Source organism: Longimicrobiaceae bacterium, from assembly GCA_036375715.1.
Classification (GTDB): domain Bacteria; phylum Gemmatimonadota; class Gemmatimonadetes; order Longimicrobiales; family Longimicrobiaceae; genus DASVBS01.
On the sequence record DASVBS010000004.1, the window covers coordinates 71,709 to 93,039 of the forward strand.

19 protein-coding genes are annotated in these 21,331 nt (G+C 66.9%); 11 read left to right on the forward strand and 8 right to left on the reverse strand.

The genetic code is table 11. The features are described 5' to 3' along the window. Positions 1 to 24: 24 nt before the first annotated feature. On the reverse strand, positions 25 to 1,689 hold the full coding sequence (gene asnB / locus VF167_00435) for an asparagine synthase B (GenBank protein HEX6923864.1): 1,665 nt from the start codon (positions 1,687 to 1,689) through the stop codon (positions 25 to 27). Between the two features lie 373 nt (positions 1,690 to 2,062). On the opposite strand from asnB, the gene VF167_00440 reads away from it, so the two are divergent. From VF167_00440 to VF167_00450, 3 genes are read left to right on the forward strand one after another with little or no spacing between them, the layout of a single operon-like run. Continuing rightward, a complete protein-coding gene (locus VF167_00440; GenBank protein ID HEX6923865.1) occupies positions 2,063 to 3,871 on the forward strand; it encodes an FAD-dependent oxidoreductase in 1,809 nt (602 codons plus the stop codon). After that, the gene (locus VF167_00445; GenBank protein HEX6923866.1) at positions 3,832 to 5,724 is read left to right on the forward strand and encodes a 2-oxoacid:acceptor oxidoreductase subunit alpha; all 1,893 of its coding nucleotides are present in this window, start codon (positions 3,832 to 3,834) and stop codon (positions 5,722 to 5,724) included. The genes VF167_00440 and VF167_00445 overlap by 40 nt, the downstream gene beginning before the upstream one ends. Beyond that, positions 5,696 to 6,754, forward strand: a complete 1,059-nt coding sequence (locus tag VF167_00450; GenBank protein HEX6923867.1) for a 2-oxoacid:ferredoxin oxidoreductase subunit beta — start codon at positions 5,696 to 5,698, stop codon at positions 6,752 to 6,754. The genes VF167_00445 and VF167_00450 overlap by 29 nt, the downstream gene beginning before the upstream one ends. Before the next feature lie 193 nt (positions 6,755 to 6,947). Here VF167_00450 and VF167_00455 read toward each other — a convergent pair whose 3' ends face one another. Together VF167_00455 and VF167_00460 are read right to left on the reverse strand one after the other, a co-directional pair. After that, positions 6,948 to 7,502 carry a hypothetical protein gene (locus VF167_00455; protein HEX6923868.1) on the reverse strand — a complete coding sequence of 185 codons (555 nt, stop codon included), beginning with the start codon at positions 7,500 to 7,502 and terminating at the stop codon, positions 6,948 to 6,950. After that, positions 7,499 to 8,998: a YhjD/YihY/BrkB family envelope integrity protein gene (locus tag VF167_00460; protein ID HEX6923869.1), complete on the reverse strand. Its 1,500-nt coding sequence runs from the start codon at positions 8,996 to 8,998 to the stop codon at positions 7,499 to 7,501. Before VF167_00460 ends, VF167_00455 begins: the two co-directional genes overlap by 4 nt. Positions 8,999 to 9,128: 130 nt before the next feature. On the opposite strand from VF167_00460, the gene VF167_00465 reads away from it, so the two are divergent. After that, complete coding sequence (locus VF167_00465; protein ID HEX6923870.1) at positions 9,129 to 9,623, forward strand: NUDIX domain-containing protein; 495 nt, start codon at positions 9,129 to 9,131, stop codon at positions 9,621 to 9,623. Positions 9,624 to 9,636: 13 nt separating this feature from the next. Here VF167_00465 and VF167_00470 read toward each other — a convergent pair whose 3' ends face one another. Continuing rightward, positions 9,637 to 11,001, reverse strand: coding sequence for an ATP-binding protein (locus VF167_00470; GenBank protein HEX6923871.1), 1,365 nt, complete (start codon positions 10,999 to 11,001; stop codon positions 9,637 to 9,639). Next, positions 10,998 to 11,672, reverse strand: coding sequence for a response regulator transcription factor (locus VF167_00475; GenBank protein ID HEX6923872.1), 675 nt, complete (start codon positions 11,670 to 11,672; stop codon positions 10,998 to 11,000). Before VF167_00475 ends, VF167_00470 begins: the two co-directional genes overlap by 4 nt. Before the next feature lie 149 nt (positions 11,673 to 11,821). Here VF167_00475 and VF167_00480 point away from each other — a divergent pair, with 149 nt between their 5' ends. Continuing rightward, positions 11,822 to 13,318 (forward strand): trypsin-like peptidase domain-containing protein, encoded by a 1,497-nt coding sequence (locus VF167_00480; protein ID HEX6923873.1) that lies wholly within the window; start codon positions 11,822 to 11,824, stop codon positions 13,316 to 13,318. Positions 13,319 to 13,503: 185 nt separating this feature from the next. Here VF167_00480 and VF167_00485 read toward each other — a convergent pair whose 3' ends face one another. Continuing rightward, complete coding sequence (locus VF167_00485; GenBank protein ID HEX6923874.1) at positions 13,504 to 14,091, reverse strand: inorganic diphosphatase; 588 nt, start codon at positions 14,089 to 14,091, stop codon at positions 13,504 to 13,506. Positions 14,092 to 14,267: 176 nt separating this feature from the next. Between VF167_00485 and VF167_00490 the strand changes: the two genes are divergently transcribed. Then, positions 14,268 to 15,113, forward strand: a complete 846-nt coding sequence (locus tag VF167_00490) for a deoxyribonuclease IV (protein HEX6923875.1) — start codon at positions 14,268 to 14,270, stop codon at positions 15,111 to 15,113. A 237-nt stretch (positions 15,114 to 15,350) separates the two neighbouring features. On the opposite strand, the gene VF167_00495 is transcribed toward VF167_00490, so the two are convergent. Together VF167_00495 and VF167_00500 are read right to left on the reverse strand one after the other, a co-directional pair. Then, positions 15,351 to 17,654, reverse strand: coding sequence for a TonB-dependent receptor (locus VF167_00495; GenBank protein ID HEX6923876.1), 2,304 nt, complete (start codon positions 17,652 to 17,654; stop codon positions 15,351 to 15,353). Positions 17,655 to 17,753: 99 nt separating this feature from the next. Further along, on the reverse strand, positions 17,754 to 18,095 hold the full coding sequence (locus tag VF167_00500) for a hypothetical protein (protein HEX6923877.1): 342 nt from the start codon (positions 18,093 to 18,095) through the stop codon (positions 17,754 to 17,756). 334 nt (positions 18,096 to 18,429) lie between these two features. Between VF167_00500 and VF167_00505 the strand changes: the two genes are divergently transcribed. The 5 genes from VF167_00505 to VF167_00525 are packed head-to-tail and all read left to right on the forward strand — an operon-like array spanning position 18,430 to position 21,305. Then, the gene (locus VF167_00505) at positions 18,430 to 18,843 is read left to right on the forward strand and encodes a 6-carboxytetrahydropterin synthase (protein ID HEX6923878.1); all 414 of its coding nucleotides are present in this window, start codon (positions 18,430 to 18,432) and stop codon (positions 18,841 to 18,843) included. 1 nt (position 18,844) lies between these two features. After that, a complete protein-coding gene (gene folE, locus VF167_00510; protein HEX6923879.1) occupies positions 18,845 to 19,486 on the forward strand; it encodes a GTP cyclohydrolase I FolE in 642 nt (213 codons plus the stop codon). A gap of 2 nt (positions 19,487 to 19,488) precedes the next feature. Next, positions 19,489 to 20,214, forward strand: a complete 726-nt coding sequence (locus VF167_00515) for an SDR family oxidoreductase (protein ID HEX6923880.1) — start codon at positions 19,489 to 19,491, stop codon at positions 20,212 to 20,214. An 8-nt stretch (positions 20,215 to 20,222) separates the two neighbouring features. Further along, on the forward strand, positions 20,223 to 20,606 hold the full coding sequence (locus tag VF167_00520) for a 6-carboxytetrahydropterin synthase (protein ID HEX6923881.1): 384 nt from the start codon (positions 20,223 to 20,225) through the stop codon (positions 20,604 to 20,606). A 12-nt stretch (positions 20,607 to 20,618) separates the two neighbouring features. Continuing rightward, positions 20,619 to 21,305, forward strand: coding sequence for a hypothetical protein (locus VF167_00525; GenBank protein HEX6923882.1), 687 nt, complete (start codon positions 20,619 to 20,621; stop codon positions 21,303 to 21,305). Positions 21,306 to 21,331 lie beyond the last annotated feature (26 nt).

Here is a 21,331-nt window from a genome sequence, read left to right on the forward strand (position 1 = left end):
AGGGCGTGGCCGGCGCAACCCCCTTCAGTACGCGCTCAGGTGCACCCCCCTCACAGCCCGACCGGAGGGATCGGTGATGGCGCTGAGCGAAGCGTCCCAGGCCAGCGCCTCCGGGGTGCTGCAGGCGACCGACTTCCCGCCCGGTACGGTCTCCGCGCAGGACGGCAGCGGGAAGTGCTCGTCGAAGATCGCCCGGTAGAAATAGGCTTCCTTCGTGTCCGGCGTGTTGTGGGGGAAGCGGTAGACGGCGTTTTCCAGCTCGCGGTCACTGACCTGTTCCTCAGCGTAGGCCTTCAGCGAGTCGATCCAGCTGTAGCCGACCCCGTCCGAGAACTGCTCTTTCTGGCGCCACGCCACCGACGGCGGCAGCAGGTCCTCGAAGGCCTCCCGAAGGATCTGCTTCTCCATGCGACCCGGCCCCGCCATCTTCACCGCCGGATCGAGCGACATCGCCACGTCCATGAACTCCTTGTCCAGGAAGGGCACGCGCGCCTCGACCCCCCACGCGGCCATCGCCTTGTTCGCCCGCAGGCAGTCGTACCAGTGCAGCCGGTCGAGCTTGCGGACGGTCTCCTCATGGAAGGATCGCGGGTCCGGCGCCCGGTGGAAGTACAGGTAGCCGCCGAAGATCTCGTCCGATCCCTCCCCGGAGAGCACCATCTTGATCCCCATCGCGCGGATGCGGCGCGCCATCAGGTACATGGGCGTCGCCGCGCGGATGGTGGTCACGTCGTACGTCTCGAGGTGATGGATGACGTCCGACAGGGCGTCGATCCCCTCCTGCACGGTGAAGTGGAACTCGTGGTGCACCGAGCCGATGAAGTCGGCCACCTCTCGCGCAGCTTTCAGGTCCGGTGCGCCCTCCAGGCCGATGGCGAAGGAGTGAAGCTGCGGCCACCAGGCCTCGCTCCGGTCCTGATCTTCCACCCGGCGGCCGGCGAACTTTTTCGCCGCGGCGGCGATGATGGAGGAGTCCAGGCCGCCGGAGAGCAGCACGCCGTACGGCACGTCGGACATGAGCTGCCGCTTCACGGCGGCCTCCAGCGCCTCGCGGATGAGCCGCGGATCGCGGGGCCCGTCCTTCACCGCTTCGTAGTCCCGCCAGGCGCGATGATAGTAGGGACGCGGCTCGCCGATCTCGCTGTCGAGGAAGTGCCCCGGAGGGAACTCCGTGACCGTGCGGCAGACCGGCACCAGCGCCTTCATCTCCGAGGCAACGTGGAGGTTCCCCTCCTCGTCATAGCCGGTATAGAGGGGCACGATCCCCATGTGGTCTCGCGCCACCAGGTACCGGTTGCGTTCGGCATCGTACAACACAAAGGCGAAGATGCCGTTGAGCATGTCGAGGAAGTCCGTGCCGTGCTCCGCGTACAGCGGCAGGATGACCTCGCAGTCGGATTCCGTCTTGAACTGGTAGGGACGGGAGAGCGTGCTCCGCAGCTCGCGGTGGTTGTAGATTTCGCCGTTCACCGCCAGAGCGTGGGTGCCCGCGGGGTTCAGCAGAGGCTGGGCCCCGTGGAGAACGTCGACAATGGCGAGCCGCTCGTGGGCCAGGATCGCCCGTTCGTCGGCAAAGATGCCGGACCAGTCAGGTCCGCGGTGGCGCTGGAGCTTCGAGAGCCGAAGGGCGCGCGCCCGCAGCGGCGCCGGATCGCTCTTGAGGTCCAGAATGGCGAGGATCGAGCACATGGATGATGGTCTCCGATCGGAGGTGGCGAACCGGGACGCCGGCACGAAAAAGCGGCTCCCCGATTCGAGGAGCCGCGCCGGTGGCCGGTCGTCTGCGCCCGCTAAGGCACCAGCAACCCCCGTCCGCGGCTCCCGTGAGAGAGCGGATTGGGATTGAAGTTCCGGTTGCGGATGCGAATCGACATGAATTCGGCGTGGCTTGGGAATGCGCGGGTGCATAACCTTTCACCCGCGGGCACAAATAGAACCTCCCTAAGGCCGTTCTGTCAATGGGCAAAGGGTCCGGGGTGGGCTTGCTGTGCCTGAGCGGTGTGGCTATTGATTATGCAAACCGCGGGAGTCCGCACTTCTTCCTTGCTCCCTCCATCGTACGATGGATCCCACCGAAGTAACCAATCCGCAGTACTACCACAGGGTCGTGGACTGCCAGTGGGCCTGTCCGGCCCACACTAACGTTCCCGAATACATCCGGCTCATCGCTCAGGGGCGCTACAGCGAGGCGTACCTGCTCAATCGCGAGAGCAACGTCTTCCCGGGAATTCTAGGGCGAACCTGCGACCGACCCTGCGAGCCGGCGTGTCGTCGAGGTAGGGTGGATGGGAAGCCGGTCGCGATCTGCCGCCTCAAGCGGGTCGCCGCCGACCATCGAGGCGACATCGAACCGTACCTCCCTCGCGCTCCCGAGCAGAAGAACGGCAAGCGGATCGCCCTGGTAGGAGCCGGCCCGGCGTCGCTCACGGTCTGTAACGACCTGATGCCGCTCGGCTATGAGTGCGAGATCTTCGAGAAGCTCGACCGACCCGGCGGCCTCATGCGGATCAACATCCCCGCCTTCCGGCTTCCGGCGCAGGTGCTCGACGAGGAGATCGACTACATCCTGCGCATGGGGGTGAAGATCCACTACAACACCCCGGTGGAGAGCATGGCCACCCTGCTCCAGCAGGGTTATGACGCCGTGTTCGTGGGGAGCGGGGCCCCGCGCGGGAAGGAACTGGACCTGCCAGGCAGGTGGGAGACGGACAGGATCCACATAGGCATCGATTGGCTCGCCTCGGTCCACTTCGGCCACATCAACTCGATCGGCTCGCGGGTGCTGGTGATCGGCGTCGGCAACACCGCCATGGACTGCTGCCGCACCGCGAAGCGCCTCGGCGGCGACGACGTGAAGGTGATGGCGCGCCGCTCGCGCCCGTACTTCAAGGCTTCGCCGTGGGAGCTGGAGGACGCCGAGGAGGAAGGGGTCACGATCGTGGAGAACCACTCCCCCCGGCGCTTCATCGTGGAGGATGGCCGGCTGGTGGGGATGGAGTTCGACCGGGTCGAGTGGTACGACACGCCGGAGGGACGGCAGAAGAGCCGCACCCTGGAGACGGTGGTGATCCCGTGCGACGAGGTCATCCTCGCGATCGGGCAGGACGCCGCGTTCCCGTGGGTCGAGCGGGACATCGGCATCGAATTCAACGAATGGGATATGCCGGTGGTGGACCGGCTCACCTTCCAGTCGACGCGTCCCGGGGTGTTCTTCGGCGGTGACGCCGCATGGGGCCCCGAGAACATCATCTGGGCGGTGGAGCACGGGCACCAGGCCGCCATCAGCATCCACAACTACTGCCAGGGAATTCCGCTGACGGAGCGCCCGCCCTACGGGATGAACCTGGTCAGCACCAAGCTGGGGATGCACGCCTGGCGTTACAGCAACGACTACGAGCCGGCGACCCGTGCGAAGATGCAGCACGTGGAGCTGACCCAGCGCTTCCAGGCGCTGGGCGTGGAGGTCGAGCTGGGCTTCACGCCCGAGCAGACCGCCCGCGAGGTGGAACGGTGCCTCAACTGCGACGTACAGACGGATTTCACGCCGGAGCTCTGCATCGAGTGTGACGCCTGTATCGACATCTGCCCGGTCAACTGTCTGACCATCACACCGGACGGCCCGGAGGAGGTGGTGCGCTCCAGGCTCTCCGCTCCGGCCGTGAATCCCGATCAGCCGCTCTACGCTTCGGCGCCGCTGCCGCAGACCGCGCGCCTGATGGTGAAGGACGAGGACATCTGCCTGCACTGCGGGCTCTGCGCTGACCGCTGCCCCACCACCGCGTGGGACATGAAACAGTTCCAACTTCTCATCCCCTACGCCGGACGATCGGCATGCTCGACCGAACCGCTGACCTCCCTGACGGCCCGCTGACGGCGGAGGCTCCGTCCGGCCCCGCGCGCGCCGTCCGGGTCAATGACTTCGCCTTCAAGATCGCGACGGTCAACGGCACCGGCTCGGCCAGCGCGAATAGCCTGCTCATGCAGGCGATCTTCCGGATGGGCATCCCCGTCACCGGGAAGAACGTCTTCCCCTCGAACATCCAGGGGCTACCTACCTGGTACGAGATCCGGGTGAGCGGCGAGGGCTACGCTGCGCGCACCTCGATCTTCGATCTGTTCGTGGTGATGAATCCCGCTACCTACGCGCGCGACATCGCGGAGGTGCGCGCGGGTGGCTATGTGCTGTACGACTCGTCCTGGCCCCTTCCGGCCGACCTGCTCAGGGAGGACGTGCAGTACCTCGGGGTCCCGCTCGGCCAGATGTGCGTGGAGGCCTTCCGCGGCAGCCGCGAGCGGGTGCTGATGAAGAACATCGCGTACGTGGGGGCGCTGTCGGCGCTGCTGGATATCGATCTGCAGGTGGTGGCGGAGATCCTGCGCGAGCAATTCTCCCGCAAGCAGTCGCTGATGGATTCGAACTTCCGCGCCCTCCACCTCGGCTACGACTACGCGCGCGAGCACCTCGAGTGCCCGTTGCCGATCCGGCTGGAGCGGATGGACGCCACCCGCGATCACATCCTCCTGGACGGCAATACCGCCTGCGCACTCGGGTGCATCTACGCGGGTGCAACCGTGGCCGCGTGGTACCCCATCACACCCGCGACCTCGCTGATGGATGCGTTCGGCGCGCTCTGTCGCCGGTTCCGAACCGATCCGGAGACCGGTCGGAAGCGGTACGCCATCATCCAGGCAGAGGACGAGCTCGCGGCCGCGGGGATGGTGATCGGCGCGGGTTGGATGGGTGCGCGGGCCTTCACCTCGACGGCTGGTCCCGGAATCTCCCTGATGAGCGAGTTCCTGGGGCTGGCGTACTACGCCGAGGTGCCTGGTGTCTTCTTCGACATACAGCGAACCGGGCCGTCGACCGGGATGCCGACGCGCACGCAGCAGGGCGACCTGCTGCAGATCGCCTACGCCTCGCATGGGGACACCAAGCACATCGCCCTCTTCCCGGGGAACCCGGAGGAGTGCTTCTACATGGCGGTGCAGGCGTTCGACCTGGCGGAACGCTTCCAGACCCCGGTGTTCGTGGTGAGTGACCTCGACATCGGGATGAACGACTGGATGGTGCCCAAGCTCTGCTGGGACGACAGCTACCGTCCGGATCGCGGCAAGGTGCTGAGCGCCGAGGAGATCGAATCGCTCGATCGCTTCTACCGTTACCTCGACCGCGATGGGGACGGCATCCCCGCCCGCACTCTGCCGGGCGTCCACCCCAAAGGCTCCTACTTCACCCGAGGGTCGGGCCACAACAAGTTCGGGGGCTACACCGAGGACCCGGAGGAGTACACCGAGGTCATGGACCGTCTCGCGCGCAAGATCGACAGGGCCGGCGAGTTCGTGCCTGCCCCGGAGATTCGTCTGCGCGAAGGGGCCCGCGTCGGGTTGATCTCGATCGGTGGGTGCGACGCGGCGGTGAAGGAAGCGATCGACCGGCTCGCACAACAGGGTGTGCCGGTGGACTATCTGCGGGTCCGGGGATTCCCGTTTGCCCAGTCCGTCACCGAGTTCCTGCACGCGCACGACTGGAGCTACGTGGTCGAGCAGAACCGCGACGGCCAGCTCCGCAGCCTCCTTGCCCTGGAGACCGAGTTCCCCATGGACCGCCTGGTCCCGCTGCGGTACTACGGGGGGATGCCGCTCAGCGCCAGCGACGTAGAGGCCGGGGTTCAGAAACATCTCGCCGAGCACGCACATGCCGTCGATCTCCAAGCCGCCGATTAGTCATCCCGGCCTCCCCCGTAACTCGCTGGGGCTGACGCGCCGCGACTACGAGGGGGCGATGTCCACCCTCTGCGCGGGGTGCGGCCACGATTCGGTGACCGCCGCGATCGTGCAGGCGTTCTGGGAGCTGGAGGTTCCGCCGCACCGGGTGGCCAAGCTCAGTGGGATCGGCTGTTCGTCGAAGACGCCCACCTACTTCCTCCGCGACGCGCACGGGTTCAATGCCGTGCACGGCCGCATGCCCTCGCTGGCGACAGGGGCCAACGCGGCAAATCGGGAGCTGGTGTACATCGGCGTCTCCGGGGATGGCGACTCGCTCTCCATCGGTGTGGGCCAGCTCTGCCACGCCATTCGCCGCAACGTGAACCTGCTCTACGTGCTGGAGAACAACGGCGTCTATGGCCTCACCAAAGGGCAGTTCTCGGCGTCGGCCGACGTGGGGAGCCGCTCCAAGCGGGGCGTGCCCAACGCCCAGAAGCCGATCGACCCCGTGCTGCTGGCGCTCAGCCTGGGTGCCACCTTCGTGGCGCGGGGCTTCTCAGGTGACAAGGATCAGCTGGTGCCGCTCCTCAAGGCGGGAATTCGTCACCGCGGCTTTGCCCTGGTGGACGTGATCTCCCCCTGCGTGACCTTCAACGACCACGAGGGCTCCACCAAGAGCTATCGCTACACCCGGGAGCACCACGTCGACCTGACCCAGGTGGACTTCGTGCCTATCCGCAGCGAGATCACGGCCTCCATCGGCAACGGCAGCGCGGCGCGGGCGGTCACCATGCACGACGGCAGCGTGGTGCACTTCCGCAAGGTCCACGAGGGCTACGACCCCACCGACCGCGATGCCGCCTACGCCTACGTGCGCCGGATGCAGGAGGCGGGCGAAGTGGTCACCGGCCTGCTCTACGTCGACCCCGCCGCCGACGACATGCACGCCGAGCTCGGCACCGTGGAGGAGGCACTCACCAGCCTGCCATACGAGGAGCTGTGCCCGGGGGCGGAAGCGCTGGAGCAATGGCAGGCGGAGCTCGTCTAAGACGCGGGAAAATGCGAATTACGAATTGCGAATTACGAATTACTCGTTCGTAATTTATTAGTTTTTGATTTCTTGATTTTGAATTTGAACTTTGAATTGACGACGGAAGCATGGGCGCCGAGTGAAAGGGTGGTACGTCACCAGTAATTCGTAATTCGTAATTCCGCCCACGCCTCCAATTCAAAATCCAAAATTACCGCTCGTCCCCCTCCTCTCCACGCGCCACCGCATCCAGCACGCCCGCGGCTGCGACGACATACGCCAGTGCCTCGTGTTCGTCCGCGAGGCGTCGTCGCAAAGCGGAGTCTTCGCTGCGGTCGTCGGTGCGGTTGAGGCGCTGGATCAGCCGCTCGCGGTTCTCGGGGCCGATGGAGTTGGCGAGCAGAATCAGTCCGCGCGCGAGCAGGTCGGGAGGCAGCTCGCGGAGCATCTCCATCGCGAGCCGCATCGCCGCCGGCTCTCCTTCGCCGTATAGCTCCTGCGCCGTTCTCAGCGGTTCCGCCTGGCGTTCCCGCACGGAATCGATCCATCCGGCCACCACGATCGGGGTGAGCCAGGCCGCGAGGTCCAGGCAGGCCGACGGCTCCAGGACGTACAGCTCCCCCGCGTCCCACGTCCCGTCGCGGCGCTGACGGCGCGTGCCCATCGCCACCCGCCCGTCTCGCAGCCACTCCGCGTGCAGCAGCGTCGGCGGATCCTCCTGCAGGACGATCTCCAGCGCGCCCAGCTCGGCTTCTCGCTCGCTCATGCTGCCCTCTTTTCCAGCTCGGACGCGAGCTCGCCCCCGACCAGCACCACGAGCCCGGTGACGTACAGCCACAATAGCAGGATAATGAACGCCCCGAGGAAGCCGTAGGTCTCGCTGTAGGAGCTGAAGTTGGCGATGTAGATACGGAAGCCCGCGGTGGCGAGAACCCACAGGGCGGCCGCTAACGCTGCCGCACGGATCAGCACCCAGTTGGAGCCTCGCTGATCGCGGTCCGGGAGGAAGTAGTAGGCTCCCCAGAAGGCAGCGACCATGAAGGCGAAAGCCAACGGCCACTGCACCAGGTTCCAGATGATCGTTCCCACCCGCCCCAGACCTACCGCCTCGACCAGGGCGGGGGCGAGCAGCAGGGTGCCCGCGGCGGCGAGAAAGAGGACGACGCTCGCGAACATCACCGCCAGCGCCAGCAGCCGCTTGCGCAGGTACGATCGGGTGTCCTGGAGGTCGTAGGCGTGGTTGAGGGTATCGATCAGACCGGCGAAGACCGACGATCCGCCCCACAACGCCAGCAACAAGCCTATGGAGAACGGGCCCGGGGCTTCTTGTAGCACCACCTGCTCGATGAAGGGGTCGATGATCCCCTCCGACACCGCCGGCGGGAGCGCGATGGACGCCTGCGCCCTCAGCCAGGTGGCGACCGCCTCACTGCCGATCAATCCCGCTAGCCCGAAGAGAGCCATCAGGGCAGGGGGGAGCGCCAGGAAGGCGTAGAAGGCGAGCTTGGCGGCGTGCCCGGTGATCTCGTCGCTCTGGATCTCTCCCCAGAGATGCTTCACGAAGGCCTTCCACCCGGCCTCTCGCGGCGGGGGCGGACGCGGATCGGTCCGACTGGCCAAGGCCACCGCCCCTCCAGGCTCCCGCAGGCCCGCCCCCTCGCTCACCGGCGCACGATCGAGATAGCCGCGCCCCGTCGGCAGAGCCGTTCCGTGGTCCGACGATGCTACCGCAAAGCGGCGAGGCCTCGCCTCGGCTGTGATGCGGGCTCCGGCGAGCCCCGGTGCGTCCTTGCCCGGTTCGCCATGCCCTCTGCGGCCGAGAAGGCCCGTGCGTAGCGCCGCGGCCTCCTCTTTCGCCCAGCCGACGGTGTCCCGGGCGGCCGCGATGGCTTGCCGCGGGGTCGGGTCGGCGGAGCGGATCCTTCGCATTCCGCCGAGGGTGCTCAGCGCGCCGATGACCAGCAGGATGGCGCCGACCAGCAGTGCGGCCAGCCAGTAAGAGCCGATTAGTTCTCCCAGGAGCACGACGATCCCGGCGAGGATCGTCAGCAGACCCAGGCCGCCGACGCCGATTCCCACGGAGATCCGGGCGAATCCTCTGGCGGCGGAGCGCACCGCGGCGCGTACCTCGGCGCGGGCGAGGGCGATCTCGCGGCGGACCAGCTCTGCGGCGTCTGCCGCAAACGAGCGCAGGAGTTCAGAGAGGGATCGGACCGGCGGCCGATCTCCGCCGGAAGAGGCCGGACGTCTACCCGAGGGCATGAAGCTGTTCGGAAAATTGTCTGGCGGAAGTGAATCGTCGCCGCCGAAGCAAAAAGCCTGCCGATTGCCTGAGTCGTTGAAGCATCGTACTTTGGGATAACAGACCCCGCCCCCCGGCGCCCCTGGAGCGATGCGGAGAGAGTCTCACCATTCGGCTGGAATCATCCTCTTCCGGGACACCCCGGAACGGACCTTCCTGCTGCTTCGCTCCGCCCTCACCCGCCGGCCGGTCTGGGAGTTCCCCAAAGGCGCCATCGAACCCGGCGAGACGGTGCAGCAGGCAGCGGAGCGCGAGCTCCAAGAGGAAGCGGGGCTGACCGACGGCGACTACCAGGTACTGGACGGCTTCGTTGACGTGGAGCGCTACTACTTCACCCGCGGCACCGGCGCCGACCAGATTCTGATTCGCAAGCAGGTCACCTATTTCGTGGCGCGCTGGAAACACGGAGAGATTCGCCTCTCCCCGGAGGCCACGCGCTTCCAGTGGGCAACGGCGGCGACGGCCGAGCGCCGCCTGCGTTTCCCGGAGAAGCGGCGCGTGCTCGCCAACGCGATCCGCTGGCTCGAGGAGCATCACCCGGCCCCCACCGCGCCGCTGGTCGAGCCCCCGCTCCTGGGCGGCTGAGCAGCTGAAAGCCTCACCGGGCGTCTTCGTGATTGCGGGCGTCCCCGCTGCCTATCCGTCGTAGTGCCCTCTTAGGAAGCTGCACGCGGAACTCGCTGCCCTCACCCGGGCGGCTCCAGACGTCCAGCTTTCCCCCGTGCAACTCCACCAGCAGGTTGGCGATGGCCAGGCCCAGGCCTGTCCCGCCGGGGCGTGAGCGCGCCGCATCCGCCCGGTAGAAGCGGTCGAAGACGCGCGGCAGCTCTTCTGGGGCGATGCCGATGCCGGTGTCGCGAACCCGCACCTCCACCCAATTCCTCGCCTCGGCCGCGCCGTTCCTCTCTCCCTCGCTCTCGCCGGGGATCGGGCCCCCCTCGATCTCGGCGGCGGTGATGGTGACCGAGCCGCGCTCGGTGAACTTCACCGCGTTCGACACCAGGTTGAGGAACACCTGCCGCAGGCTGCCGGCGGATCCCTCCACCACGAGGCGGGGCGGCACGCGGGTTTCCACGGCGATCGGCTTCTCCCGCGCAAGCGCCATCCCAACCTCGGCCACGTCCTCGAGCAGCGCGGAGAGATCGACCTCGGTCGCCTCGATCTGCAGACCGCCCTCCTCGCCCTGGGCGAGGGTCAGCAGGCCATCCACGAGCTGTAGCATCCACTCCGTCTCCTCGAGCACCTCCTCCAGCGTACGGGCCAGCTCGTCGGCGCTGCGCTCGCGCACGAGCGCGACCTGGATCGTGCCCTTGATCGACGTGAGGGGGGTTCGCAGCTCGTGACTGGCGTCGGAGGTGAAGCGTCGCAGCGCCTGCACCGCGCGCTCGAGCCGCGTGAGCATGCCGTTGAAGGAGCGGGCGAGCTCGTTCAGCTCGGCGGGGCGTTCGGGCTCCGCGACCCGTCGAGATAGGTCTCCGATCTCGATGCTGCGCGTGGTGTCGACGAGGCGGGCGAGGGGGTCGAGGAGTCGTTCCAGCAGTGCCCAGCCGCCGAGGGCGGCCAGCAGGGCGGTAAGGGGGATGACCAGCAGCGCGATGAACCGGAAGGATCCCAGCGCCAATCGCTCGATCTCCGTTCCGCGAGAGGCGGTGATCACCACCTCTCGCCCGTCGGCGAGGCGCAGTCGGCGCTGCAGCACGTCGATCTGCTCGCCGCTCTCCATCTGTACGCGGCCCTGCTCCTCGGAAAGGAGCACGCGCGGCATGCCGAAGGGAATGTTGACGCGCTCCGTGTACTCGGCGGCTTCACGCAACGAGGCGGCCCCGGTCCGCTCGAGCGTCCGCTGCAGAAGCACGTAGGTGACGACGGTGAACGCGCCCAGGGCGGCGAGCAGCACCAGCGAATACCAGAGGACGATCTCCCTCCGCAGCGACGGAGGGCCGGCCTCGGTGAAGAGCCTCATTCCTCCTCGGGCGAGCTCAGCATGTAGCCGACCCCGCGCACCGTCTGAATCAGCTCGTGTTCGGGGTCGAGCTTGTTACGCAGGGAGTTGATGAACACGTCGACCACGTTGGTCCCGGGATCGAAGCGGATTCCCCAGACGTGTTCCATGATCATCGACCGCGAAAGAGGGCGGTTGGGATTTCTGAGCAGGTACTCCAGCAGGGAATATTCCTTGGGGGTGAGCTGGACCGGCTCTCCCTGCAGGGTAACCTGGCGCCGAGCCGGGTCGAGCTCGAGCTCGCCCACGCGCAGCGTCGGGGCGGGCGCTCCACTGGCCCGGCGGAGGAGCGCTCGCAGGCGCGCGGAGAGCTCGCTGAAGTCGAACGGCTTGGTCAGGTAGTCGTCGGCACCGGCGTCGAGGCCATGGACCTTCTCCTCGGGGCGTCCCAGTGCGGTGAGCAGCAGGATCGGCAACGCGCTTCCCTCCGCCCGCAGCCCACGCACGAGATCGATCCCGCTGCGGCCCGGCAGCATCACGTCCACCACGGCGGCGTCGAAGCGCTCCGTCCGCGCCCGCTCGAAGCCCTCGTCTCCGTCGGTGGCCGTCTCCACGATGTAACCCTCCTCGGATAGGCCCTTCTTCAAAAATCCCAAAATCCTGGGGTTGTCCTCGACGATGAGTATGCGCACGTAAAGTAGAGAAAGGCGTTTATTAAGAAGGCTTAATCCTATCCTAACCGTCGTCTAACCGTTCGCACTTCACTGGCCAAACTAAGCTTTTAGCTTTATCGCAGGAAGAACGCGTTCCGTCGGTGTTCCGTCAGTAGAGGAGATACCATATGTACAAAATGCTACGCAAGGCAGTACTGCCGACGGTGCTGGTACTGGGAATCGGCGGGGCGGCGACGGCGATCGACGCCTTCGAGGATCCGATTCCCGCGCTTGACGCGCAGGCGGCAGCAACGACGCCTGACGCGGCTCCGGACGCGCTGTCGCAAGCCTTCCGGAGCGCGGCGCGGTCGGTCATTCCGGCGGTTGTGCACGTGCAGGTGGAATCGGCCCCACGTAACGTCAGCCGGGTGCCGGAGGAGTTCCGGGATTTCCCCTTTGACTTCTTCTTCCGTTTCCCCGATGTACCTCCGGTTCCGCAGCGGGGTAGCGGCTCGGGATTCATCATCAGCAGCGACGGCTACGTCCTCACCAACAATCACGTGGTCGAGGATGCCGACCGCGTGACGGTGACGCTCACCGACAACCGCGTGTTCGACGCGGAGGTGGTGGGGCGAGATCCCAGCACGGACGTCGCCGTGCTGAAGATCGAAGCGGAGGACCTCCCCACCGTGAAGCTCGGCAACTCCGACGCGCTCGAGGTGGGGGACTGGGTGCTTGCGCTCGGTTATCCGTTGTCGCTGGGCGAGACGGTGACGGCCGGGATCGTCAGCGCGACCGGTCGGAGCATCGGCATCATGGCGCGGAATCAGGACGGGCGGAATCAGAACCCGAATGCGCCTTCGCCGCTTGAACACTTCATCCAGACGGACGCCGCGATCAACCCCGGTAACTCCGGAGGACCGCTCATCAACCTCAACGGTGAGGTGGTGGGCATCAACAGCGCAATCGCTTCGCCGACCGGCGTCTATGCTGGTTACGGGTTTGCCGTTCCGATCCAGCTCGCCAAGCGGGTGGCGGACGACCTGATCGAGTACGGCGTGGTTCATCGGCCCAAGCTCGGGGTTCGCATCTCGGACCTGAACGCGGCCGACGTGAAGGTCTTCAAGCTGCCCAGCGCCGCGGGCGTGAAGGTGGCGAGTGAGCCCGAGAGCCCGGCGCGTGAGGCGGGCGTGCGGATGGGGGACGTGATCGTGGCGGTGGACGGCGTGCCGGTGTCCGACGCCAGCGATCTCATGGCGCAGATCGCGCGACGTCAACCCGGCGACGAGGTGACCCTCGACATCATTCGCTATGGCGATCGTGAGCGGGTGAAGGTGAAGCTGGGAGCCTTCGAGTCGACGCCAGTGCGACGGACGAGCTCCCGCTCGTCGGACGGTGATTCCGTGGGTCGACTCGGATTCGCGGTCACCGAGCTCACGCCCGGGCTGGCTCAGCGAGAGGGCTTCGATTCCCCCGGCGGCCTGATCATCACCGGTGTGGAGCCGGGTAGCTCGGTGCCCCCCGCTCTCGTCGGAATGCGCATCAAGCAGATCAACGGCGAGGAGATCCGCACGATCGAGGATCTGCGCGCTGTGGCCAACAAGATCGAGCCGGGTGACGCGGTCTCGGTGATCGCCGAGTCCCCCGATGGCGAGGCGATTATCATGAACTACCAGACCCGGTAGGCCGGCAGCGATCCAGCCCGGAACGCCGGCGAAAGCCGGCACCGTACAAGCATGGAAGAAGGCCGGCACACGGTCTGGAGCCGGCACGAAACAAAAGCACGTCGGGCGCCCCATGGCGCCCGACGTTTGGTACTGAGTGCCCCCGCGAGTCGCGCTCTGCTGCGCGGAGTAGGCGGGTACTCGGATTACAGCTCCAGCCCTTTTCTCGGGCTCTCGAAGGCGTACTGCTCGATCTCGTCGCGACGCTGCCGGAGGGTGTAGCGGGCAACGGCGTCGTTGATGGCGGCGCGAGCGCCTTTCGCGTCTTCCCACCCCAGTGGGTGAACCCGACCCCCCTCGAGGTCCTTGTAGATGGAGAAGAAATGCTCCACCTCGCGCAGGAAATGCCCCGGCACGTCGGCGATGTCGTCGTAGCCGTCGTAGAGCGGGTCGCTGGTGGGGACGCACAGCACCTTCTCGTCCATCTCGTCCTTGTCCCGCATGCGGAAGAGCCCGATCGGACGCACGTCGATCAGGCACCCTGGAAAGGTGGGTACGGTGACCATCACCAGCGCGTCCAGCGGGTCGTCGTCCAGCGCATAGGTCCGCGGGAAGAAGCCGTAGTCGCCGGGATAGTGAACGGCGCTGTACAGCACGCGGTCTAGCTGGAACAGGCCCGTCTTCTTGTTGAGCTCGTATTTGTTGCGGCTACCCCTGGGAATCTCCACCACCACCGTCATCTCGTCGGGGACGTTGGTGCCGGGTTCCAGGTCGTGCCAGGGATGAATCATCATATTCGAATTGACTTGTGTATCGGCTAAACGACAGCACGTACGGGGCGCTCGACGCGATCTTCGCGCCGCGCCGACCCCGCAAATCTAAAGGTCGGAGACTCTCGTTGACAGCGTTAGGTCACCGTCTCTAACTTCGCGCCTCCCCGAAGCCAGTGAATCACTACACGAGGAGAGCCGTGCTGCTGGGTGCTCACGTTTCGATTGCCGGGGGGCTTCGCAACGCCCCGGTGCGGGCGGCGGAGATCGGCGCGACCGCCATCCAGATCTTCACCAAACAGGCGAACCGCTGGGCGGATCCTGTACTCGACCCCGAGGAGGTGCGCGCCTTCCGCGCCGGGATCGATGAGGTCGGGATCCGCTTCGTCTGTGCGCACGATTCCTACCTGATCAACCTGGCGACTCCCGATCCCGTCCTGCGCGAGCGGTCGTACGCCTCCTTCCGGGCGGAGCTCGAGCGCTGTCGCGAGCTGGGGCTGGACGCGGTGGTCACCCACCCGGGGAACGCCACCGACGGCGACCGCGAGCGCGGCATCGCGCAGAACGCGGAGCTGATCGCGCGAGCTCTCGCGGAGGTCGACGGCAAGACGCAGGTACTGATCGAGACGACCGCGGGCACTGGCCAGGCGCTCGGCTCGAGGTTCGAGGAGATCGCCGAGCTGCGCGCTCGGATCCCGGAGGCGGTGCGCGGTCGGGTCGGCGTTTGCATGGACAGCTGCCACGTCTACGCCGCCGGGTACGACCTGGCGCTCCACTACGACGCGGTGATGGAGGAGTTCGACCGCGTGATCGGACTCGCCCACCTGGGCCTCTTCCATCTGAACGACTCGCAGAAGCCGCTCGGCAGTCGCCGCGACCGTCACACCGACATCGGCGAGGGCACCCTGGGCGACGAGCCCTTCCGCCGCCTCATGAACGATCCTCGCTTCGCCCACCTCCCCAAAGTGCTCGAGACCCCCAAAGGCGACGACCACACCGCAGCGGACCGGAGGAATCTCCAGAGGCTGCGATCGTATGCTAGATGAATACGAATTACGAATTACGAATTACAGGGCGAATTTTGAATTCCGACGGCGCACGGCGTGCTGCCTTGTGATCCCAAACGCCAGCGGAGGACTACAGCGACGGTGCTTCCGAGCAATTCCTCGTTGGCGCTCCGTCAAACTCAGAACGACGGACTGGACATGTCCCAAGTGGCATCCGATGTAATTCGTATTCGTAAGAATTCGTAACTCGTAATTCGTAATTCGTAACTTTCCTGACTAGAATAGCAACCTGTAAAGGAGGCTGATATTCCTCCCCGGGTTGGGCGCCAGCTCCTTGATGCGGCTGGTGGCTTCGCGGTAGAGCTCGTCGGTGAGGTTTTCGGCGCGCAGGACGAGGCTATGAATGAGGCCGCCGGAGGTGCGGGTGTAGCCGAGGCTCAGGTCGACGAGGGTGTAGGCCTCGGTGGCGAGCTCGTGCTCGGGCACCGACGACTGCGGGAAGGCGTGCAGCACGCCGGTGGAGATGCTGAAGGTTCCGTCGTCCCAGCGAAGATCGCCCCCCAGGCGGGTCGTCGGCATGTAAGGCAGGGGCTCGCCTCCTGCGAACCGCCCGCGCACGCGGTCGCCGCGCGCACCCACCACGAACCTCCTCCCCAGCAGCACCTCGACCTTGCCCTCCGCACCGATCAGTGTCGCGTCGGACTGCATGAAGCGGTTGAGCGGCACGACGAAGCTGCCAGCGGCGTCGGTCAGGACGGTGTCCCCGACAATCCGCGGGGCGATGTAGTCGTCGATGTGGTTGTAGTAAACGGACGCGAGCGCGGTCACGCGCGCGGTCTGAGCTCGCAGCACGGTCTCGAACCCCAGGCTGACCTCCGGCTCCAGATCCGGGTTGCCGACGTCGTAGCTGCCGGTCGCGGCGTGCAGTGCATTGGAGAAGAGCTCCTCCACGGAGGGCGCGCGGAAGGCTCGCGACACACTGGCCGCCACCGAAAGGCCTTCGGGGAGCGGGAGGTTCACGCCGATGGACCCGGAGAGGGCGCGAAAGCGACGCTCTCGTGTCGGGCCGAACCGGTCCTGGGAAGCCTCGGTGGCGATGTCGTACTGGTCGAAGCGGCCACCGAGCTGCAGGTGCGGTACGTGCTCCGTGTCGTGCTCGCCCGGGACGAGAGGCGTCTCCTGGTAGACGAAGAGGCCGAAGCTGGTGCTGCGCGCGAACGGCGTGAGCGCCTCCTCCCCGGTCGGCTCGTACTGCTTCCACAGACCCGAGATCCCCACCGTGCCGCGCGCCCGGCCGAAGTCGGTGCCCGCCCGCAGATCCACCGTCTGGGTGCGCAGGCGGAAGGTCGTGCCCACGGACCCATCCGGCTCCAGCTCGTCATGCTCGTACCACTGTCCGCTCGCGGCCGCGCTCAGGTCGCGTAGGGTGGTGCCGGGAGGATCCCAGTTCCCGCGCAGCTCCACGCTGTAGCGCTGGCCATCCAGCTCCACGCCCAGGTGCTCTTCGCCGTTCTCTTCGCCGCCCTCCTCCTCGTCTCCATGCGCATGTTCATCATGGGCATGCCCGAACGGGACCCCATAGGCGAAGGTGTGTAGGTCGAGTGTAGCCCCGGCGCTGATTCGGCCGCTCGCGTAGCCCAGACCCAGGCCGCCCCCGGCGTTCTCGAGCGAGGTGCCGTCGAGCACCTCTCCGCCGCCAACCCGCACATCACCCATGCGCCGGTAGGCGCCGCGTGCGGAAAGCGCCAGGACGTCGGAGAGCGGGAGGACCGCCTGGCCGCTGGCGGCGCCACCGGGGGTGACGGAGACGGCCTGGGTCGCGAGGAAGCCCTCTGCGCGCGTCGGAACATTGGTGGGAATGTCGTTGCTGATGACGTTCACCACCCCTCCGATCGCACCGCTGCCGTAGAGGAGCGAGGCCGGACCACGCACCACTTCGATGCGGGACGCGGACAGAGGATCAATCGAGAGTGCATGGTCGGGGGCGCTCCCGGAGAGATCGCCCGTCCTCTGGCCGTTCTCCAGCATCACCACCCGCTCGTCGGTAAGGCCACGGATCACCGGGGTGGAAGTGGCCGGTCCGGCGTAGCGCGAGGCGAGCCCCGGCTCCCGGTCGAGCATTCCCGCCACGGTCGAGGCAGCCTGACGATCGAACTCCCGACCACCGAGTTGGGTGGTCGACTGCGTGACCGTCAACGGATCGGAGGCGCCGGGTGTGGCGGTCACGACGACTCCCTCCAATGTGAGCGGAGAGGGGACGAGGCGGATCTCCACCAAGATCTCCTCCCCCGTGGCCGGGACGCTTACCTCCGCGTGGCCGGGAGCGTAGCCGAGAAGCGAAACGTCGAGGTGATAGCGGCCGGCCGGGACGGCGCGGATGACGAAGGTTCCGTCCGCGTCAGTCGTGGCAGCGCGACCACCAGGCGTGAGGGTCACCCGCGCATTCGCCAGTGGTGCGCCCGCGGAGTCCGTGACGATGCCGCGGATGGGCCCCGTCGAAAGATCGCTGGCGGCGTTGCCGACGCCCGCGTATCCGGTAAGCAGCACCGTGCTCACCAGGATGGTCATGAACCGGTACATCGATCTCCTGTGCGTTTCCGTACGAGCACGCGGCCGGCCGCGCATGGCAGCGCACCGGCGAAGCAATCGCTAGCTCACCCGGCCTGTGCGGCCGGTGCATCAGGAGAGGAGCGGTGGGCCTCGCGGAAGCGTGGGGACCAGATCGCGTGAATGCGAGCTGGCGGAGGGGGCGGGAGGAACAGGCGGCGTGGGGTCTGGCGCGACGGCAGGTTGAACGTCTGCCGAAAGCAGCAGCGGGGCGCGCAGGAACTGGCAGAGCGCGCAGTGGTCAGGGTGCGCCCGTGTCTGGCAGTCGTGATCCTGCGATTCCACGTGCCAGCCAGAGGTGGCCGCCTCGACCTCGAGGTGCGCGTCGTAAAGCACTCCCACGCTCGGCAAGGCGAGCTGGAGTAGAAGCACGAGCAGACGCAGGCTGCGCAGCAGCGGAAGGCGGACACTCATGGCCGGGAACTTAGGCAGAACGCGAGCAAAGAGGCAATTCCCCGTCGCACCGGCGAGCTACCGCGAGGTGCTTGACGCCCCCGGTGAGCGCGGCTACCTTTGGCGCTGGTCGGGCGCACCGGGAAGCTCGCTTGTCGAGCCAACAAGGTTGGAGCCGGGCCGACCTTTTGCAGCGGACGTCATGCCTCGCTCTCGTTGAGGAAGGCGGATGCCGCAGAGGGGGCACCGACGAGTGATGAGTCGACGGCTCCCGCAGTGATCTTCCCGATGCGTTCCGGCCGGGCCGGCCTCGCAAGCGAGGCTGGCCCTTTCTTGCTTGCATGGAGAGCGCACGATGCCCAGGGTCCGCGTGACGCGCCGCGTCCACTTCTCGGCGGCGCACCGGCTGCACAACCCCGAGTTCAGCGAAGAACGGAACCGCGAGATCTTCGGCCTGTGCAACAACCCCAACTGGCACGGCCACAACTACGAGCTCGAGATCACGGTCGAGGGAGAGATCGACCCTGAGACCGGATACGTGATCGACCTGAAGCGGCTGCGCGACCTGGTCGAACGAGTCGTGCTGGAGGACGTCGACCATCGCAACCTGAACCTGGATGTGCCGTGGATGCAGGGGGTTAATCCCACCACCGAGAACCTGGTGGTGGCGATCTGGCGAAAGCTCGAGCCAGAGATCCGCGAGGGTCGGCTGGTGCGCCTGGTGCTCTGGGAAACGCCGCGGAATCGCGTGGAATACACGGGAGAATGACATGGTCGTAGTGCGGGCGGATCGAGGCGCGGAAGCCGACGGTACCATTCCAGAGGAAGACCTGCTGAGCGAAGAAGGGCGCGAGCTGGTCCGGATCGTCCGCCGTCAGCTCGAGTTGCTGGGGGAGGATCCCGATCGGGAGGGCCTTCTGCGTACCCCCGCGCGGGTGGCGAAGAGCCTGCGCTGGCTCACCCGCGGGCACCGGATGTCCGTGGAGGAGGCGATCGGCGATGCGATCTTCGACGAGGACCATCACAACATGGTCCTGGTGAAAGACATCGAGATGTATTCGCTGTGCGAGCACCACATGCTGCCGTTCTTCGGCAAGGTGCACATCGGGTACATCCCCAACGGTCGCATCGTGGGTCTCTCCAAGCTGCCGCGGGTGGTGGAGGTGTTCGCGCGGCGGCTGCAGGTGCAGGAGCGTATGACGGAGCAGATCGCCGGCGCGCTCATGGACGTGCTGCAGCCGCAGGGGGTCGGAGTCGTCGTTGAAGCGGCGCACCTGTGCATGATGATGCGCGGGGTGGAGAAGCAGAACTCGAAGACGATCACCTCCGCGATGAAGGGCATCTTCCTCGAGGACCTGAAGACCCGCGAAGAGTTCCTGCGGCTCTCCATGACCCACGCGGTGCTGGGCTGAGCATGGCCGCCGGCGGGGAAAGCCTGCAGGGGCGCTCGGCCCTGGTGACCGGGGCGACCCGGGGAATCGGCCTGGCCGTGAGCCGGCGCCTGGTCGAGGCGGGGGCGCGGGTGGTGATGGTGGCGCGAACGGAAGGCGAGGTGACGAGGATGGCGGCCGACCTCGGCGGGTTGCCGGTGCCGGGCGACGTTTCCACCGCGGCGGGTGCCCAGGACGTCCGCCGCCGCGCGGAGGTGATGCTGGGCGGCGTACCCGACATTCTGGTGAACTCCGCCGGCAGCTTCCTGCTCGCCCCCATCGCCGAGACCGACCCCGAGGCGTTCCTACGCCAGTTGGAGGTGAACCTGGCGGCTCCCTTCTACCTGATCCGCGCGCTGCTTCCCAGCTTTCTCGAGCGGCGATCGGGGCACGTGGTGAACATCGGCTCGGTGGCGGGGCGGGTAGCACTGCCCGGCAATGGCGCCTACGGGGCCTCCAAGTTCGGCCTCCGCGGCCTGCATGAGGTGCTCGCCGAGGAGGTCCGCGGGACCGGCGTCCGCGCGACGCTGGTGGAGCCCGGCGCGACGGACACTCCGCTCTGGGATCCGATCGATCCCGACCGTCGCGACGACCTTCCCTCCCGCTCGATGATGCTGGAATCCGACGACGTCGCCAGGGCGGTGCTGTATGCGGTGACGCAGCCGGAGGAGGTGGAGGTCACCCTGGTGGCGATCCGGAGCGCTCGCTGACGAGGCGCATGTACATAATCAACGTCAGATCGCATTACGATTCCGCGCATTTCCTGCGCGATTACCACGGCAAGTGCGAGCGGCTGCACGGGCACCGCTACGAGGTGGAGGCGGCACTGGCCTTTGACGACGTCGGCGCGGGCGGTATGGCCTACGATTTCTCGGCGGCGAAGCAGGTGCTGCGCGAGATCACCGGCGAGCTGGATCATCAGAATCTCAACGAGCTACCTCCCTTCCGTGACCGCGAGACGAGCGCCGAGAACCAGGCTCGCTACATCTACGAGCAGCTGCGCGAGCGACTGGTGGACGCCGGCGAGAACGTGCTGTACGTGCGGGTGTGGGAGACGCCGAACCAGTGGGCGCTGTACTCCGAGCGGACCCTCTTCATCTAGGGCCGCGGCCGCATGCACATCGTCCTGACCGACGTCCTCGCCTGCCCGCGGTGCGGGCCCGAGTTCGGCCTGGTCATTCTCGCCGATCGGATCGAGGATCGCCGGGTGATCGAGGGCTGGCTCGGGTGCGCGAACTGCCGGGAGCAGTACCCCGTGCGCGGTGGGGTCGCGGATCTGCGGTGGGGCTTCGAGCCCGAGGGTACCGATTCCTCATGCGTCGAAGAGGCCGAAGAGCAGGTTGCGGGCGGCATTGCTGAGGGGGGGGATTTCGCGGAGGGGCGGGATCCGGAGAAACCGCTGCGGATGGCGGCGCTTCTCGGGCTGACGGCTCCGTCGCCGCCGGTCGCGGTGGTCTCGGATGACCCGGCGCTGGTGAAGGAGATCCAGGAGCTTCTACCCGACTCAGCAGTGGTCGGCGTGAGCCGCGAGGTCCCCGACAACGTGGAGGCGGTTCGGACGGGCTGGCTCCTGGCGGGGGCCCGACTGCCGTTCCGCAGCCGCTCCCTCGCGGGCGTGGTCCTCACCGCCGGGGCCACCTCTGAGCGGGTCTCGGAAGCCCTGCGCTGCCTCGTTCGCGAAGCCCGTCTGGTGATCGAACCGGCGCCTGGCGGGGCGGCCGAGATGATCCGCCGCGAGGGGGCTCGACTCCTGCTCGAGCAGGACCGGGTGGCGGTTGCGTCGGACCCCCGGGCCGGGTAACTTCTGTCCCACATCGCGCCACGCGA